9 protein-coding genes and 1 riboswitch are annotated in these 17,744 nt (G+C 58.5%); of the genes, 4 read left to right on the top strand and 5 right to left on the bottom strand.

Going from position 1 to position 17,744, the window contains the following annotated elements; genetic code table 11:
• Positions 1-5: 5 nt before the first annotated feature.
• The 5 genes from LJ360_RS19715 to metE all read right to left on the bottom strand — a co-directional run bounded on the left by LJ360_RS19715 (position 6) and on the right by metE (position 11,105).
• Positions 6-821: an NYN domain-containing protein gene (locus LJ360_RS19715; protein ID WP_264994865.1), complete on the bottom strand. Its 816-nt coding sequence runs from the start codon at positions 819-821 to the stop codon at positions 6-8.
• Positions 822-2,055: 1,234 nt separating this feature from the next.
• Positions 2,056-3,441 (bottom strand): restriction endonuclease subunit S, encoded by a 1,386-nt coding sequence (locus LJ360_RS19710; RefSeq protein WP_264994864.1) that lies wholly within the window; start codon positions 3,439-3,441, stop codon positions 2,056-2,058.
• Positions 3,434-5,053: a type I restriction-modification system subunit M gene (locus LJ360_RS19705; RefSeq protein ID WP_264994863.1), complete on the bottom strand. Its 1,620-nt coding sequence runs from the start codon at positions 5,051-5,053 to the stop codon at positions 3,434-3,436. Before LJ360_RS19705 ends, LJ360_RS19710 begins: the two co-directional genes overlap by 8 nt.
• A 127-nt stretch (positions 5,054-5,180) precedes the next feature.
• Complete coding sequence (hsdR, locus tag LJ360_RS19700; protein WP_264996073.1) at positions 5,181-8,642, bottom strand: type I restriction-modification system endonuclease; 3,462 nt, start codon at positions 8,640-8,642, stop codon at positions 5,181-5,183.
• Positions 8,643-8,831: 189 nt separating this feature from the next.
• Positions 8,832-11,105 carry a 5-methyltetrahydropteroyltriglutamate--homocysteine S-methyltransferase gene (gene metE / locus LJ360_RS19695; RefSeq protein ID WP_264994862.1) on the bottom strand — a complete coding sequence of 758 codons (2,274 nt, stop codon included), beginning with the start codon at positions 11,103-11,105 and terminating at the stop codon, positions 8,832-8,834.
• Positions 11,106-11,210: 105 nt separating this feature from the next.
• Between metE and LJ360_RS19690 the strand changes: the two genes are divergently transcribed.
• The 4 genes from LJ360_RS19690 to LJ360_RS19675 all read left to right on the top strand — a co-directional run bounded on the left by LJ360_RS19690 (position 11,211) and on the right by LJ360_RS19675 (position 17,589).
• Entirely contained in the window at positions 11,211-12,101 is an 891-nt protein-coding gene (locus LJ360_RS19690) for a LysR family transcriptional regulator (protein ID WP_264994861.1), read from the top strand.
• Between the two features lie 50 nt (positions 12,102-12,151).
• Positions 12,152-12,369, top strand: a riboswitch (cobalamin riboswitch).
• A gap of 295 nt (positions 12,370-12,664) precedes the next feature.
• Positions 12,665-15,418, top strand: a complete 2,754-nt coding sequence (locus LJ360_RS19685) for a ribonucleoside-diphosphate reductase subunit alpha (protein ID WP_264994860.1) — start codon at positions 12,665-12,667, stop codon at positions 15,416-15,418.
• A gap of 257 nt (positions 15,419-15,675) precedes the next feature.
• Entirely contained in the window at positions 15,676-16,734 is a 1,059-nt protein-coding gene (locus LJ360_RS19680) for a ribonucleotide-diphosphate reductase subunit beta (RefSeq protein WP_264994859.1), read from the top strand.
• A gap of 81 nt (positions 16,735-16,815) precedes the next feature.
• Positions 16,816-17,589: a CLCA_X family protein gene (locus LJ360_RS19675; RefSeq protein ID WP_264994858.1), complete on the top strand. Its 774-nt coding sequence runs from the start codon at positions 16,816-16,818 to the stop codon at positions 17,587-17,589.
• The last annotated feature ends 155 nt before the right edge of the window (positions 17,590-17,744 follow it).

The raw sequence follows: 17,744 nt of genomic DNA, 5'->3' as shown, positions 1-17,744 counted from the left end.
TCCTTTTATTCTTGGGGAGGTGTTCGGGTACCGGGTTTTGGGAGGCCAGATTGAAGGCCGTCAATGTGCTCGAATAAATCAGCGTTGACCTCCTGCCACAGCGGATCAAGGATGAATTCAATCCCCTCGCGCCTAGCCATTTTGGCGGCTGGAACGAAGTCGCTGTCTCCGGCCACCAGAATGATCGTATCCACCTGCTGCTTGAGTGTCAGTGACGCGATATCGATGCCGATCCGCATATCTACGCCTTTCTGATGGAGCCCCAAACTCACGGTACCGCCATCCAGAGAGCTCCAAAGGTCTCTCAAATTTAAAAGGCTTTGTGTCTGTTCGGGAGTTAGGGTGAGGTTTGTCTCATCTGGCATAGCATCGCCCTCAGGCGAAGGAATTTGATCAAGCGCAGACAGCCACTCACGGGTTTTCAGGAGCTTTTTTGTATATCGGGGATTAATGGTCCAGTCGCGATCCTTATTCACTTTGCCCAGCCTCAGAGCAACTTTTCGCTGCTTTCTGAGTGCATCAAACAGTTCGTGACGGTACTTGGCGACATCGGACTTGGCAAAATCGATAGCACGATTATCGATGGGATGGTGGGCTTTGCCGTCATAGGGCAATGCATCGTAGAAGAAGATCCGGTAGACATGCTGGTGCCACTGTCGGCTACTATCGCCAGTCAGAAACCTGATGTGCTGCTTGCACATGCGGCGGATGCAGTCGGTTACCTTGGTTACGGTATCGCAGCCATCGGCATTGACGAGTTTGGGAAGGCGTTTAAGGAAGAAGCCACCATCGATAAGGATGGCAATGTTGCGGTGGCTCATGGCTGACTCCCGAAAGCAGGGATTTTCGAGAGCCTAGAAATAAGAAAGCCCCAGGGGATCGGCGCACCCTCCGGATGTGTGAGGGGGCTTACTGCCAAGGGGCGGATGTGTTGCGAAGTTTGGTAGTCAGACCCGCTGTTGTCAAGTGTCCTTGACGGGATATGCCGATAACGTCCGTGTTGCATGATGTCGCCTTTTCTCTCAGATTATTTTTAAATCTCTGAATTACAGAGGTTAGTTCAGAGGGAAGTTAAACGGTAGTCCGCTTGCTTCGGGTTTTCTTCGCCGGCTTCAACACCGCCCGCTCCGCCTTGATTCGCTCCAGCAGCGCCATTGCCCGGTAAGCTCGCCCCTACAAAATTGCCGGGAGCAATTTTGGACAGCCTTACTGACCAACCCTGCGAACACTGATCACTTCTTCCTCAATAATTGCCTGTCCTTTGCTGGGACATACAATTATTTGCGGGTTATATGCGTACAGGTACAAGTAACCATCGGTTACTTGCCAGACCGAGCCATCAGATAGCTGGAATAGCTCATCCCTTTTGCCCAGAAATGGAACGGGTTCGATGATTTCTGCTTTGAAGCATTCCTGAGCCCGCTGAGGAATCCTGGCCCCTACCTCAACCCTCGGTCTGCGTGCGTTATCCGTTGCGTTCGGGGAGCCCGCTGTAGCCTGACAATGGGCTATCATTGCCCTGAACTCAGGCACCGTCATCGTTGCCTGGTGTTTCCAGCTGCCTGTTGCCAGAGTCCTGCAAGCTGGATTCTTAGGGTCGTGGGGGCGACTGAGCACGGCGCAAGCCTGGGTCTCAAGCCGGCGTTGAACAACATTTCCGGTTGTCGCATTACACGGGTGGCCGGGGCCACGTGAAGCTGTATTTCGGCTTTCCCGGCTAGCCGGAGCGTCATTGGCTACCGGCAGGTCCGGGCCTATTTTCATGCCTTTACCGGAATCCCAAACCCTCACATCCTCTTTTTTCTGGTCCAGCTGAGGGCAGTTCCCCTGAACGTAGGAAACTGAACCGTCTGCGGCCACGCATTTTGAAACGGCGAGCGCATGCGCGGAGAACACGAAAAGCAGACAGCAGCATACAGCCAGCCACATCCGGCTATACCTGAACGACGATACCTGACGACTCACCGCCATGGGCCTTTCCTCCCTTTACGACTCTCTGGCATTATGATTTCTGTCCAGCCAGTGGCATTTTTGTGATGAGTGATTTGCGGAATCTCAGGATTTAGCCCGTTCCCGTGTTTTCTTCGCCGGCTTTGCGGCCGACCGCTCCGCCTTGATCCGCTCCAGCAACGCCTCCGCACTGTTCTCCCCGCTGATCAGCTCCGGGTTGTCCTTGCGCCACTGCTCGGTGAGCTCACCCCGGAACGCCTTGGCCAGGATCGACTGGGTGAGGTTGTTGACGCGGGTCAGGGCGTTGTTGACCTGTTGTTCGATGCGGTCGGCATGGGCGAAGAGCTGGGCTACCTGCCGGACGATCTCGGTTTGTTCGGAAACTGTTGGAAGCGCCACCTTCATTAATTTCAAATCTTTGCCAGAGATTCCCTTTTGTCCGGACGTTGATTTCACGAGAGAGTAAATATACTCGCGAGCCTCAAAGCTTGCGGCGAATATTTCGAGAAATTCGGGGATTACTTGCGCTTTGTCCACCCGTACACGAATCAGCTTGTCTGGATAGAGAAGAGTGTCGTGGTTGAGTTGCGAAACTCGCGCGCAAACGCCGACAAACTCGATACTTCCGTTATACCGAGTGAACAGTAAATCATTAGGTTGGAGCGAATAGCGTTTCTCGTCTTTTTCCGACACTTCTAAGTGCCGGATATCAACTTGATCTAATGAAAACGGCCTAACAGAACTGATTCGTAAAATTGGGTGTCCGCGTCCATCTTCATTTGGTTTCGGAGATAGCCCGTTGCGCATCTCGTGAATGATTTCTGATAGTTGGCGGCTTTCGTAAGGAAACTGGGAGTTATTCCGTTTCCGCCACTCCTCCGTCAATCGTCCACTCACCGCCGCAGCCAGCACGGACTGGCGGAAGCGTTTGAGGATTTGCGGGATGCGTTCGAGGCGGGCTTTGGTGTTTTCCACCTGGGCCAGTAGGGTGTCGAGTTTGTCGGCGATGGCTTTTTGTTCGGCAAGGGGTGGTAGAGGTATCACAAGGCCTTTTAAAGTTGCCGCTTTGATACCGCTAACCGTAGTGCCTGTTGAATTTAGCTTAAGTGTTTTTTGGAAGTCAGGGCTTCTCAATGCGTAGTGTGCAAAGCGCCCCATGGCTTTGGAAAAAAATTGCAGACAAATGACGCGCTGGGCTATCGCAAATTTTTCTGTGATGTCGAGCAACGCGACATTCCCCATCGGAGCTTCTGTCGTAATTACTACATCACCCTCTTTCGGGATTCCGCGAGTCATCCATTCATCATAATCAGCTATTGCAATATATTCTCTTGGCTCTTTTTTAATGTAGCCATCTCGAACATTTTTTGCCGTAATAAGCGGAAGTCCCTCTGTTTTTTTCTTCGGCGTTTTACCTCTGTAATCGATGAACTTGGCTAGTTGATCTAGCCGCTCTGTTCTCCAGCAGTCAGGCAATTTCGTATCACTCATGAGGGTGCCTGCCCTCTAGCGCCATCAGCAATTTGTTCAGGTCGAGGAGAGCCCCATCTAGCTCGTCTTTCATCTCCTGAGCTAGAGTGCCAGGTTCCGGCAAATTGGCCGCATCCACACTATCGCTGTCCTTCAACCAGGAAATATCCAGCGAGTCACCCTTGTGTTCGGCAATCCACTGGCGGCTGAAGCTGCGCCAGCGGCTGTGGGCCAGGCGGGGGTCGATGCCTTCGTTTTCGTCGCTGTGTTCGGGCAGTTCGATGGCTTCGGAATGGAAGCTGTATTCGCCTTCGGTGCGGCCTGATGGATGGGCGTTGGCCGCTCCCCCCTCTCCCCCGGCCCCTCTCCCACCGGGGGAGAGGGGGGAATAGACGGCTTCGAAGGGGGCCAGGTGTTGCTCGGTGAAGGGCGTGCGCTTGCCGAAGCTGGGCATGTTGGTGCGCAGGTCGTAGACCCAGACGTTTTCGGTGCAGTTTTCTTCCTGGTATTTGTCCTTGGCGCTGCCTTTGGTAAAGAGCAGCACGTTGGTTTTCACGCCCTGGGCGTAGAAGATGCCGGTGGGCAGTCGCAGGATGGTGTGCAGGTTGCACTTGTTCATTAAGTCCCGGCGCACGTCGGTGCCCACGCCGGCTTCAAACAGCACGTTGTCCGGCAACACCACGGCGGCGCGGCCACCGGGTTTGAGGTTGCGGTAAATGTGCTGCAAGAAGGCCAGCTGCTTGTTGCTGGTTTTGTAGGTCAGGTCGTCGCGGGTGATGCTGGCGTCGCCGCCCTTGCTGGTGCCGAAGGGCGGGTTGGCGAGGATCACGTCGGCCTTCTCCAGCCCGGCGCCGGTCTGGCCCAGGGCGTTGCCCAGATGCACCACGCCTTCGTCATCCCCTTCCATGCCGTGCAGCAGGCAGTTCATCAGCGCCAGGCGACGAGTGCCGGGCACCAGTTCGATGCCCACGTAGGCCTTGGTGGTCTGAAAGGCTTTCTGTTCGGTGGTCAGGTCGTACAGGTCGTCGGTCTGGCCTTTGATGTATTCGTGGGCGGCAATCAGAAAGCCTGCGGTGCCTGCGGCCGGGTCCTGGATGTGCTCGCCGGGCTGTGGCTTCACGCAGCGCACCATGGTGTTGATCAGGGCGCGGGGCGTGAAGTACTGGCCGGCGCCGGATTTGGTTTCGTTGGCGTTCTTCTCCAGCAGGCCTTCGTACAGATCGCCCAGGCCGTCTTTCTGGGCGCTGAACCAGTCGATCTGGTCCAGGGTCTTGATCATCTGTTCCAGATGGCGCGGCTCCCGCAGGCGGGTCTGGGCATCGGCGTAGATGGCGCTGATCAACGGGTCGTCGTGTACCAGATTGCCGTCGCCGTCCTTGCCCGTGGACAGGCTGAGCAGGATGCGTTTGTAGTCGTTCAGCAGGTTGATGCCGGATTTGCCGTTCAGGTCGCTCCAGCGGCAGCCTTCCGGCAGCGGGTGCTTTACCAGGGTGCCAAAGTCCTTGTTCTCATGGACCATCTTGATGAACAGCAGCAGCACCAGTTCGGTGACGTAGTCCGAGTAGTTGATGCCGTCGTCTCGCAGAACGTCGCACAGGTTCCAGAGTTTTTGGACGATGTCGTTGTTGATCATGGGTAATCCTTGGAAGGGCGCTCCTGCTTTGTCAGCGCCTTATGTATAAAAAATCCGGAAATCTGTGCATGTGGCGGTCGACATGATAAGAAAAGCCGATCTTCTATGCATGTCATTCAGATGGTGTTCAGGCACTCTGCTGCGGCCACATCGCCTCATTCAATTCATCCAACACCGTATCCAGCTGCTCCCCCAGCACTTTGTTCATCTGCTTCGCCCCGCCATCATCGGCGAACCGGTGGTTTACAAACTCCCGGTCGATGATGACTTCGTGCACCAGTTGCTTGGCCAGCCGCTCCAGCCATTTGCGTTGGTTCGGGGTCCAGTTGTGCTGGGTGTAGATACGGTCCATGGCTTCGGCCACGCGCTGTTCGAAGGGAATCAGCGCCTCGCCCAGGGCGGCGCGGCGGATGTAGCCGATGATGCTGGCGGCGATGTCTTTGTTGGTCTGGTTGCGCACAGCGCTTTGCAGGCGGGCTTCAGAGTAGCCGTGGTTGTCCAGTAGCAGTTTTACTTCCCGTAGCTGTTCCCGGGTGAGGTCACGGGGTTTGTTGACCACCACGGCCAGGGCGGCAGACTGGTTGAGCTGCTGTTTGATGAACTCGTTGAAGCTGTCCAGGTAGTCTTCCGGCTTGTCATGCTCGCCGTAGCTTTGGATACGCTCGCGGATTTCGTCTTCGTGGTCGGAGATCAGCGGCATGTATTCACTGCCCACCAGGGACTTCACCTCGGCCAGCTGGTTCAGCAGGCCGCTGTGTTGTTTGATGAATTCCGAGGCCTGACGCGGGCCGAGCTGGTGCAGGTGCTGGTGCAGGGATTTGGGTTCCACGCCCCAGCTCTGCTGCAGTTCGTCCAGCTTCTGTTTCAGTGCCGGGCGGCTTTCCGCTTTGTTGTCGGCCTTGCGCAGCACCCGCATGAGTTTCTGGCTGAGCTGGCTAAGTACCACATCCGCGTGGCTTTCATCGGGCTGTTCGCCGGGGCTTGCGAGGGCCTTTTCCAGGTGCTCGTCGTCGGTGAGTTCATCCACCAGTTGCTCCAGGGTGATGTTGGGGTCTTTCACCAGGGGCTTCATGGTGTTCACATCCTGCAGGGCGGCGTAGATGTCCACCGGGTCGTAGATGCGGAACACGGTCTTGCCGATCTCGTCGCAGCGGCGGGTGGCGCGGCCGATCATTTGCTCGTACAGAATGCGTGAGCGCACCCGGCGCATGAACACCAGGTTGCAGATGCGTGGCACATCGATGCCGGTGGTTAGCAGGTCCACGGTGATGGCGATATTGGGGTAGCGCTCGTTCTTGTAGCGGCGGATGAGCTGATCCACCTTGTCGCTCTGACCGGTGATCTTGGCCACGGCGGCTTCGTTGTACTGGCCGTTGTAGAGGTCTTTGAAAGCTTCGTCCAGCAGGCGTTTCACCATATCCGCATGCAGGTCGGTGGCGCAGAAGATCATGGTTTTCTCGTCGCCGAACGGGTCCAGCTCCTGCACCAGTTGTTCGCAGATCACCCGGTTGAAGTTTTCGTTGATCACCCGGCGGTTGAAGGCGTCCACCTCGAAGTTGAGTTCATCCTCCAGCTCGGTGGTGTCCACTTCCCCGGTCTGGGTGTTGATGACTTCCACCGGCTTGCCCTTCTCGAAGGTAATGCCGTTCTGGCTGAGCAGGGTTTCGTAGCGGATGGGGGGCTCGTGGTCGATCAGCCAGTCGTCCGCCACGGCTTCCCGGTAGGAGTAGGTGTAAACGGGTTTGCCGAAGATTTCGCTGGTGTGCTTGGCCGGGGTGGCGGTCAGGCCGATCTTTACGGCGTCGAAGTAATCCAGTACCCGGCGGTAACTGGAGAGGTATTGGCTGGTATCCCGCAGGGCCAACTCGCCTTCCGTCATTTCCTGGTCCAGGGTGTAGCCCCGGTGGGCCTCGTCGATGATGATGCAGTCGAATTGATCGATGGGCGGCGGGTTGTCGCTCATGAAGATGCGTTTGACCATGGCCTGCACGGTGGCGACCTGGACGCGGGTTTCCGCTTCGGCGGCCATGTCGCCCAACTCGGCCACGTTGTAGATCTTGCTGAGCGTGTGGTTCTGCTCTAGCGGTGCTTCGTTGAAGGCATCAATGGCCTGCTGGCCCAGTGCGGTGCGGTCTACCAGAAACAGGATGCGGTGGAAGCGCTCGGCTTTCAGGAAGCGGTACATCAACCCGATGATGGTGCGGGTTTTACCGGTGCCGGTGGCCATGGCCAGCAGTGCGGTGCGCACGCCACGGGCCAGGGCGTGTTCGGTGGCGACGATGGCGTTCTGTTGATAGTCCCGCAGTTTCAGGTAGCCGAAGGGCTCTTCCTTTAACAGCTTCTCGGCGTTTTCCTTGTCCCGTTCCAGCAAATCCAGCAGGCCGCCGGGGGTGTGGAACTGCGGCAGTGCCCGGCGCAGGTTGCTGGGCTCGCGCACATCCCGGAACCAGGTGCCGGACTGTTCCGCCAGTTGCGGAATATAGGGGCGTCCGTTGCAGGAATACACGAAGGGCACGTGGTAATGGCCGCTTTCATCGGCGGGCCAGGCGATGGTGCGCCCCATCAACTCCCAGGCACCCACTAACGGAGCGTCTACCTTGAAGCCTTTGCTGTAGCGTTCGGCCTGGCGGATTTTGCCGGCGACGTTGGTGTTCTCTTTCTTGGCCTCTACCACTGCGATGGGCGTAAGGCCTGCAAACAGCACGTAATCGGCCCGGCCCTTCTCGCCATTGTGATTGGTGGGCCATTCGGCAATCGCGCGATAGGTGCCTTTCTCCGGGCGGGCGCCTTTCTGGAAGGTGATGTCCTGGCTGTCGGCTTCCCAGCCCGCGTCCTGCAGTTGTTGGTCGATGAGGATGCGGGTGAGTTCTTCGTTCAGTACCAGGGTGTCGGTAGCGGCTTTGGTCTGTTTGGCTACCTGCTGGCGCTGCTGATTAACGGTTTGTTCGCCCTGCTCCGTGAGCTGTTGTTGCAGCGCTTTGATCTTTTGCTCGTAGGCTTGTTGCTGTTGGCTCAGGGCTTGTTCGTGCTGGCGGGCCTGTTCCGCCAAAGCGCGGGATTCTTCATCCATGGCGAGCGCCAGGGCTTCGTATTCGGCTTTTTCTTTCTCAATCAGCTGGCTGAGCTGCTGGCTGCTGTCCAGCGCCATGTTGGCGTGTTGCAGATCGTGGCGGAGCTTTTCGATGTCGCCCTGAAGCTGGCGTAACTGTGCGCTGGGGTCTGCTGGGGGTATAAATGGGCCGGGCTTGAAGCTGGCACCGGCTTTACCGAAGGAGCGGTGAAACCATATAGCCAGGGCCCGCGCCACTTTCAGCCCATCCATGGCTTCTTTGTGTTGGGTACGGAACTGGTGAGTGGCTTTGTTGCCTTCAATCCGCAGGATATGGAACAGTTCTTTGATCTGCGGTTCCAGGCGCAATTCCCGGTTCAGGCGATAAAGCAGTTCGGACTGGCTGGTTTGTTCGTCAAACTCAATACCGGACAGCGCGGCCAGGTGTTGGGCCAGGGCTTCGCCAAGCTGGCGGAGTTTGATCAGGGTGGTGTTGGGGTCGCTGGCGAAGGCGCGTTCGGCAGATTCGGCCAGTTCCATGAACAGTGAGTCGTGTTCGGCCAGAAATCCAAAATTCGCCGAGTGGTTACTGCTCCCTTGCACGGCCTGCTCCCGATATTAGCACCTATTAACGAATGATGAGTGCCGCGTCGGGCACTCATCATAGTTGCCGGTTAACTTGCTAACCTGTCGGTAACTTTATCAGCGGAGTCTGGCAGAGGCCAATGATTAACCGGCTTCCCGCAACTCCCTCGCCGCAGCCACCATATTCTCAAGGGCCGGTATGACTTCTTCCCACTGCCGGGTTTTCAGGCCGCAGTCCGGGTTTACCCACAGGCGTTCTGCCGGCACCCGTTCCGCTGCCTTGCTCATCAGGCTGACGATCTGATCCCGGGACGGAATGTTCGGTGAATGGATGTCATAGACTCCCGGGCCGATTTCGTTCGGGTAGCGGAACGCCTCGAATACATCCAGCAGTTCCATGGCGGAGCGGGAGGTTTCGATGGTGATGACGTCCGCGTCCATGCGGGCGATGTCTTCAATAATGTCGTTGAACTCCGAATAGCACATATGGGTGTGGATCTGGGTAGTGTCCTTCACGCCGTTGGCGGTGATGCGGAACGCATCGATAGCCCAGTCCAGGTAGTCCTGCCACTGTGACCGGCGCAGGGGCAGGCCTTCCCGCAGGGCGGCCTCGTCAATCTGGATGATGTTGACGCCGGCGGCCTCCAGGTCCAGCACTTCCTGGCGGATGGCCAGGGCCAGCTGGAAGGCGGTGTCACGCCGGGGCTGGTCGTCCCGCACAAAGGACCAGTTGAGGATGGTGACCGGGCCGGTAAGCATGCCTTTGAGGGGCTTGTCCGTAAGGGAGCGGGCGTAGGCAATCCACTCCACGGTCATGGGACCGGGGCGGTGGATATCACCATAGAGAATCGGCGGTTTTACACAGCGGGATCCGTAGGATTGCACCCAGCCGAAGCGGGTGAAGATATAGCCTTCCAGCTGTTCACCGAAATACTCCACCATGTCATTACGTTCCGCCTCACCGTGGACCAGCACGTCCAGCCCCAGCTTTTCCTGTTCGCGGATGGCTCGCTCGATTTCTGTCTTCATGGTCGTGACATAGTGTTCCCGGCTGATTTCCTGCTTGCGGTACGCCAGCCGCGATTTGCGGATGTCCGTGGTCTGCGGGAAGGAGCCGATGGTGGTGGTGGGATAGCGGGGCAGCTTCAGATGTTGAGCCTGCTTGTTCGCCCGAATGGAGTAGGGGCTCTTGCGCTGGCCCAGCTCCGGCGTGATGGCCTGCACCTGCTGTCTGATGTCCGGATTATTGACCCTGCCTGATGCCCGCCGGCTGGCAATGGCCCGGGCGTTATCGGCCAGGGGTCCTGCCACAGCGTCAGTCCCCTCATTGAGGGCGCTTTTCAGCACACGGAGTTCGTCCAGTTTCTGGGTGGCGAAGGCAAGCCAGCTGCGGATCTCAGGATCCAGGTCGCTCTCCAGGGCCAGGTCCACGGGTACGTGGATCAGCGAGCAGGAGGGGGCCAGCCACAGGCGGTCACCGAGCTTGTCGTGGACCGGTGTCAGCCATTCCAAAAGACCGTTGAGGTCCGTCTTCCAGATATTGCGTCCGTCGATCACCCCCAGGGACAGCACCTTGTGGGGGGGCAGCCAGTCGACCACCACCTGCACATCCTGTTTGCCCCGTACCGCGTCTATGTGGAGACCGGCCACTGGCAGGTTGCAGGCCTGCTGCAGGTTTTCCGCGAGGGTGCCGAAATAGGTGGTTAGTAGCAGTTTGCTGCGGCTTCCCTTGAGGGCGTGGTAGGCGGTTTCCAGGGCTGCTTTCCAGTCGGCGTCCAGTTCGGTGACCAGGACGGGCTCATCCACCTGAACCCAGTCCACCCCCAGGTCCGCCAGCTGATCCAGCAATTGCCCGTAGACCGGCAGCAGGCGCTCCAGCAGTTGCAGGCGGTCGTCGCCTTCCCGGGCCTTGCACAGCCACAGGTAGGTGACCGGACCGATAATCACCGGCTTGGGGGACACACCGGCACTGCGCGCCTCGGCATTCTGCTCTAACAGCCTCTGGTTGTTGAGGGAGAACGACGTGTCTTCGGACACTTCCGGGACGATGTAGTGATAGTTGGTGTCGAACCACTTGGTCATCTCACCGGCCGCAATGCCGCAACCGCAGTCCGCCGGTGACCGGCCCCGGGCCACGCGGAAGTAGTGGTCCAGTTCGCTGCCCTTAAGTCCCTGAACCCGCTCCGGTAGATGGCTCAGGGTGAAGCTCATGTCCAGGACATGGTCGTACAGGGAAAAGTCCCCCACCGGCGCGTAGTCCAGGTCGGCCTGGGTTTGCCAGTTCTGCTGCCGCAGGTGTTTCGCCGTGTTCAACAGGTCGTCCGCGGTGGTTTTCTGCTTCCAGTAGTCTTCCAGTGCGAATTTGAGTTCTCGCCGGGTGCCGATGCGGGGAAACCCGAGGTTGTGTGTCAGTGCCATGGTGGTGCTCCTGTTAATCAATAAGTGGCAGGAGCATAACCACTGCAGTTCATGACGAAAAATGGTTAAATGTCACCAATCCATGACATTGATTCATAAATAGCCATGATCGAACGAAGCCATCTGAAAATCCTGCGGGAAATCGACCGCCAGGGTTCCCTGACCGCTGCCGCCAGGGCATTGCACCTGACCCAGTCCGCCCTCAGTCACAAGATCACCCGGCTCGAGCAGCTACTGGGTACGCCCTTGTGGCAGAAGGAAGGTCGGGGCCTCAAGCTCACCCAGGCTGGTGATTACCTGTTGCAACAGGCCAACCGCCTGCTGCCCCAGCTGGAACGGGTGGATGAGCGCCTGTTGCAGTTTGCCCGGGGCGAACGGGGGGCGCTGAACATTGGTATGGAGTGTCACCCCTGTTACCAGTGGTTGCTGAAAGTTGTGGACCCCTTCCTGGCCCGGTGGCCAGGGGTGGATGTGGACGTCACCCAGAAGTTCCAGTTCGGTGGCATGGCAGCGCTGTTCAACCATGACATTGACCTGCTGGTGACGCCAGATCCGATCGTTCGGGAAGGGATTCACTTCGAGCCGGTGTTTCCCTACGAGCAGGTGCTGGTGGTCAGCCGTGATAGTGAGCTTGCCGGGCTGGAACGGGTAACCCCGCAGCAGGTGGCCGCCCAGACCCTGTATACCTACCCGGTGGCCATCGAGCGCCTGGATATCTTCCAGCAGTTCCTGTTGCCTGCCAGTTGCCTGCCCAAAAAGCACAAGGTACTGGAAGCCACCGAGATGATGCTGCAGATGGTCGCCGCCGGCCGGGGCGTGGCCACGTTACCCCTTTGGCTGGTGGAAGAATACGCTGAGAGCCTGCCAATCACGCCAGTCAGGTTGGGTGAACAGGGCATTCACAAGCACATCCACCTGGGCGTTCGAACGGCAGACCTCGACGACCGCCACACCCGGGCGTTTATCGAAATGGCGGGTGAAACCTCGCTGGTGTGATCCTGATCCCTCTGTCGCTCAGCATGGTTGTTGTCGGTGGTTTCTCTGTATATAGTGTTTATGTTCTTGGCGTAATACCAGATATTGTGATTAATTGATGATCAGTCTGGTATTGGGAATCCGGTGAGAGTCCGGAACTGACGCGCAGCGGTATTGGGGAACGAACGGGCATCATGACACTGGCACACGCCGGGAAGTCGCCCGCAAGGCCGAACCGGAAGGTTTACGCCCCTGAGTCCGAAGACCGGCCAAGGACAGAGTGCTGTGCCTTCGCGTTTTAAAGGCGAGCGGACGGGTTCCAGTTTTTTGCCACGGAATCCACGGAAGAACACGGAAAAAGCAAAAGACCAAGACGTTATTGGTCCACGAAATCCACGAAAGAACACGAAGTTGAAACAACCAGACCTGTTTGTTCAGTAATCATTTTTTTCGTGTTCTTTCGTGGGTTTCGTGGCTAAAAATCTTTTCATCTTTTTCCGTGTTCTTCCGTGGATTCCGTGGCTAACCAACCCCTCCTGCAACGCGAAGCCAGCAATACCAACGCGTTGTAAAGGAGAACACCCATGTCCACAGCCCTGGCCGAAGCACCCCCAGCCACCACGGAATCCCTCCAGGTGATCAAGCGCAACGGCACCCTGGTGGGTTTCGACCCCTCCAAGATCAGCGTCGCCGTCACCAAGGCCTTCCTCGCCGTGGAGGGTGACCAGGCCGCCGGTTCCGCCCATATCAACCATGCCGTCAAAGCCGTGACTGAGCAGGTGGTCCAGGCCATCAGTCGTCGCCTTAAGGCTGGTGGCAAGGTGCATATCGAGGACATCCAGGACCAGGTGGAGCTGGCGCTGATGCGGGGCGAAGAGCAGAAAGTCGCCCGCGCCTACGTCCTCTACCGGGAGGAACACGCACGCCAGCGGGCGCTGGACGAGCCAGTGGAAGCGCACCCGCACCTGACCGTGAAGAAGGCGGATGGCACATCAGCGCCGCTGGATCTGGGCCTGATGAAACTGCAGGTGGAACAGGCGGCTACGGGTCTGCAGGGCATCAATGGCGAATCCCTGGTGGAAGACGCCCTGCGCAACCTCTACGACGGTATCGAGGAAACCGGGGTACTGTCCGCACTGATCATGACCGCCCGTGGCCGTATCGAACAGGAGCCGGACTACAGTGCGGTCACCGCCCGTTTGCTGCTGGAACAGATCCGCCTGGAAACCGCCGGGGCGCTGAACCTGCCCACCACGCTCTCGCTGGCGGAGGTTTACCCACAGGCGCTGACTGCGTTTATTCACGAAGGCATCCGCTACGAACTGCTGGACGAAGCCCTCGCCGCCTTTGACCTTGAACGGCTGGGCGCCGCCCTGAAACCGGAGCGGGACCAGCAGTTTGGCTTCCTTGGCCTGCAGACCCTTTACGACCGCTACTTCCTGCACTGGAACAAGGCCCGCCTGGAGTTGCCTCAGGTGTTCTTCATGCGGGTGGCCATGGGCCTGGCCCTGCGGGAGGATGACCCCAACACCCGCGCCATCGAATTCTATGAGCTGCTGTCCAGCTTCGACTACATGGCCAGCACCCCCACGCTGTTCAACAGCGGTACCCGCCATTCCCAGCTGTCCTCCTGCTACCTGACCACCGTGCAGGATGACCTGGAGAGCATCTACGGCGCCATCCGTGACAACGCCATGCTGTCCAAGTGGGCTGGCGGCCTTGGCAACGACTGGACCCCGGTGCGGGCCCTGGGCTCCCACATCAAGGGCACCAACGGTCAGAGCCAGGGTGTGGTGCCGTTCCTGAAAGTGGTCAACGACACCGCCGTGGCGGTGAACCAGGGCGGCAAGCGCAAGGGCGCCGTCTGCGCCTACCTGGAAAGCTGGCACCTGGACATCGAGGAATTCCTGGAGCTGCGCAAGAACACCGGTGACGAACGCCGCCGCACCCACGATATGAACACCGCCAACTGGGTGCCGGACCTGCTGATCGAACGCATGCGTGAAGATGGCGACTGGACCCTGTTCTCCCCCAGCGATGTGAGCGACTTGCACGACCTGTACGGTAACGCTTTCCGGGAACGCTATGAACACTATGAACAGCTGGCGGAACAGGGGGAAATCACCCTTTACAAGACGGTCTCCGCCAAGCAGCTATGGCGCAAGATGCTTACCGTGCTGTTCGAAACCGGCCATCCCTGGATCACCTTCAAGGACCCCTGCAACCTGCGTTCACCCCAGCAGCATAAAGGGGTCGTGCACAGCTCCAACCTGTGCACCGAAATCACCCTCAACACCAGCGAAGACGAAATCGCCGTGTGCAACCTGGGTTCCGTGAACCTGGCGGCCCACGTGCAGGATGGCGAGCTGGACGTAAAACGGCTGGAGCGGACCGTCACCACCGCCGTACGCATGCTCGATAACGTTATCGACATCAACTACTACGCGGTGCCCCAGGCGAAGAACTCCAACCTCAAACACCGCCCGGTGGGTCTGGGTCTGATGGGCTTCCAGGACGCCCTCTACAAACTGGGCGTACCCTACGCCAGCCCGGAAGCGGTGGAGTTCGCTGACGTGGCCATGGAACAGCTCAGCTACTTCGCCATCCGTGCATCCGCCACATTAGCCGGTGAACGTGGCGCCTACGGGAGTTACGAGGGTTCCCTGTGGGACCAGGGCATCCTGCCCATCGACTCCCTGGACCTGCTGAGAGCGAACCGTCGCGACGGCGACGTCTCGGTCAACACCGAAACCCGGCTGGACTGGACCCCCGTTCGGGAGCTCGTTGCCAGCAACGGCATGCGCAACAGCAACGTCATGGCGATCGCCCCCACGGCCACCATCTCCAACATCGTCGGCGTCTCCCAGTCCATCGAACCGGCCTACCAGAACCTGTTCGTCAAATCGAACCTCTCCGGCGAGTTCACCGTGGTGAACCCTTCACTGGTCCGTGACCTCAAGGCTGAGGGCCTTTGGGACAACGTCATGGTCAACGATCTCAAGTACTTCGACGGCAGCGTGCAACAGATCGACCGCATCCCGGCGCAGCTGAAAGCCCGCTACGCCACGGCCTTTGAAATCGATGCGAGATGGCTGGTGGAAGCCGCCGCGCGACGTCAGAAATGGCTCGACCAGGCCCAGAGCCTGAACCTGTACATGGCCGAGCCCAACGGCCGAAAACTCGATGAACTGTACCAGCTGGCCTGGGAGCGGGGCCTGAAAACCACCTATTACCTGCGCTCCCTGGGTGCCACCGGTGCTGAAAAAACCACCCCGGTCGCCGCGCCACAGCCGCAGGTGTGTTCCATTGACGAGCCTGATTGTGAGGCTTGTCAGTAACTGATTTTTTTAGCCACGGAATCCACGGAAGAACACGGAAAATAGCGAAAGGCAAAAACGTTACGGGCCACTAAACCCACGAAAGAACACGAACAAAGATTCACTACGAAAAGAAAAAGGCTTTGTTGTCTTTTACTTTCGTGTTCTTTCGTGGGTTTAGTGGCTAAAAAGATCCTTTCATCTTTTCTTTTTTGTTTTTCCTTCCGTGTTCTTCCGTGGATTCCGTGGCCAACAAATTCTTTAAGCGGAGAAACTCCATGCTCAACTGGGACGACGAACCAAAAATCACCCCGCAAGCTGCAAACCCCGTAGGCCCGGCCCCGGTCAATGTCGATGATAAACGCGTCATCAACGGCGAAACCGACATCAACCAGCTGGCGCCGTTCAAGTACCCCTGGGCCTGGGAGTACTTCATGAACGCCAACAAGAACCACTGGACCCCCCTGGACGTCAACATGGCCCAGGACGTCCACGACTATCACCACCGCCTAACGGCCCCGGAAAAACACGTCTACGAGAACGTGCTGGCCTACCTCACCACTTCCGATATCCTCGCCATGCGCAACATCGGCCTGGCGGTGATGGAGAAAATGAGCGCCCCGGAACTGCAGATCTACCAGGCCCGCCAGGTGTACGAGGAAGCCATGCACACCTGGGCTTACCAGCACTGCATTGAAACCCTCAACCTGGACCAGAGTGAAATCTACAACCGCTACCGGGTGGTGCCGGAAATCAACGGCAAGATCCAGATGGCCAACCGCCGCCTGGACGCGGCCATGCGCTCCGACCTGAACCTGCGCAACCGGGATGACCTTCAGGAATTCATCATGTCCTATCTGTTCTTCGCGGCCGTGTTCGAGGGTGCCTGGTTCTACAACGGCTTCAGCCCCATCTTCGCCCTGCAGCGCCGGGGCCTGATGCGGGGCACTGGCGAGCAACTGCAGTACATCCTGCGGGACGAAGCCATGCACTTCTCCTTCGGCCTGAAAGTGGTCAACCAGATCCTCGACGAGGAAAACATCACCCTCGATCCCAAGGCGGTGCAGGACATGTGGGATGAGTCGGAAGCGGCAGAGAAAGCCTATGCTGACTATATCCTGCGGGATCCCATCCTCGGCTATTCCGCCGAATACCACAGCGAGCAGTTCCGGTTTGTCGCCAACCGCCGGGCGAGAACCGTGGGCCTGGAAGAGCCGTTCCCCGGGGCGAAGAACGTCTCCCCCTGGCTGGACGAACAGGCCACCCTGCGCAAGGAGAAGAACTTCTTCGAGACCCGGGTGATCGAGTACCAGACCGGCGCGCAGCTGGAGTGGTAGGTCATTGGGCTGCGTCGCCAGGGCTTCAGGGAAACGGTCATTGGCAGTTACACTGTCGCTGAACCCGAAGCGTGAGACCCCATGCCCAGATCCTACTACCGCCGCGGGCCGGATCACCGCGGCGGTACCACGGTTACCTTCCTCGACGTTCGGCGCCGATTTCAGTTCCGCACCATCGAGATCGGCCGCTGGGTCACCGAGCCGGAAAAACAGCGTAGCGCCGCCCTGTTCTACGACGCCCTGTGCGATCTGATGACCATCCTGGGTGGCACCGAAACCCTCATCTCCCTCCGGGGTACCCTGGCCCTGCAATACGGCATCGGCGGCCAGCCCGGCGTATCCGCCCACTACACCCCGGCCACCCGCAGCTTTGCCCTGGCCAAGAATGCCGGTCCCGGCAGTATCGCCCATGAGTGGTTCCACGCCTTTGATCACTACATTGCCGACAAGCTGTTTGAACAAGGCAGCAAAGGCGCTTTCGGCTCTACCCTATGGCTGACCCGGGACGACCCGGTTTCACACCCCCTCAACCAGCGCCTGCAGGCCTGTTACAAGGCCATTCTGCTGAACCCGGCCGGCACCGGACCCAGCGCGCTGTTCCTCCAGTCCGCGAAAGCCGACAAGGCCGCCGGTGTCCTCTACTTCAGCAAGCCCGAAGAACTCTGTGCCCGGGCCTTCGAGGCGTTCGTGCAGGACGCCGACTTCAAGAACGAATTCCTGGTAAAGGGCACCCGGGAAACCGACGAAGCCAGGATGGGGCTGTACCCGCGGGGTGAGCAGCGGGAGGCGATCAACTGCGCCTTTCAGAACTACTATTTCAACCTTGGTCATGCACTGCAGCGGATCAAGGTCTGAGGAGCGGGATTGAAACACACAGGCTGGTATATTGCATTCAGGTTGGGTGTCTGACGGCTATGCTATCAGGTATGGACCAGAGTCCGACCAGAGGTTCGTGTGACCCGCGAACCGTGCGCCCGGCTCCATGCATTTGCTGGTGAGAGGTAGAATAA

The sequence above is a fragment of the Marinobacter sp. AN1 genome (assembly GCF_026013985.1).
GTDB classification, from domain to species: domain Bacteria; phylum Pseudomonadota; class Gammaproteobacteria; order Pseudomonadales; family Oleiphilaceae; genus Marinobacter; species Marinobacter segnicrescens.
Note: the sequence above shows the minus strand (reverse complement) of the source record. Positions and strands in the feature narration are given on the sequence as shown.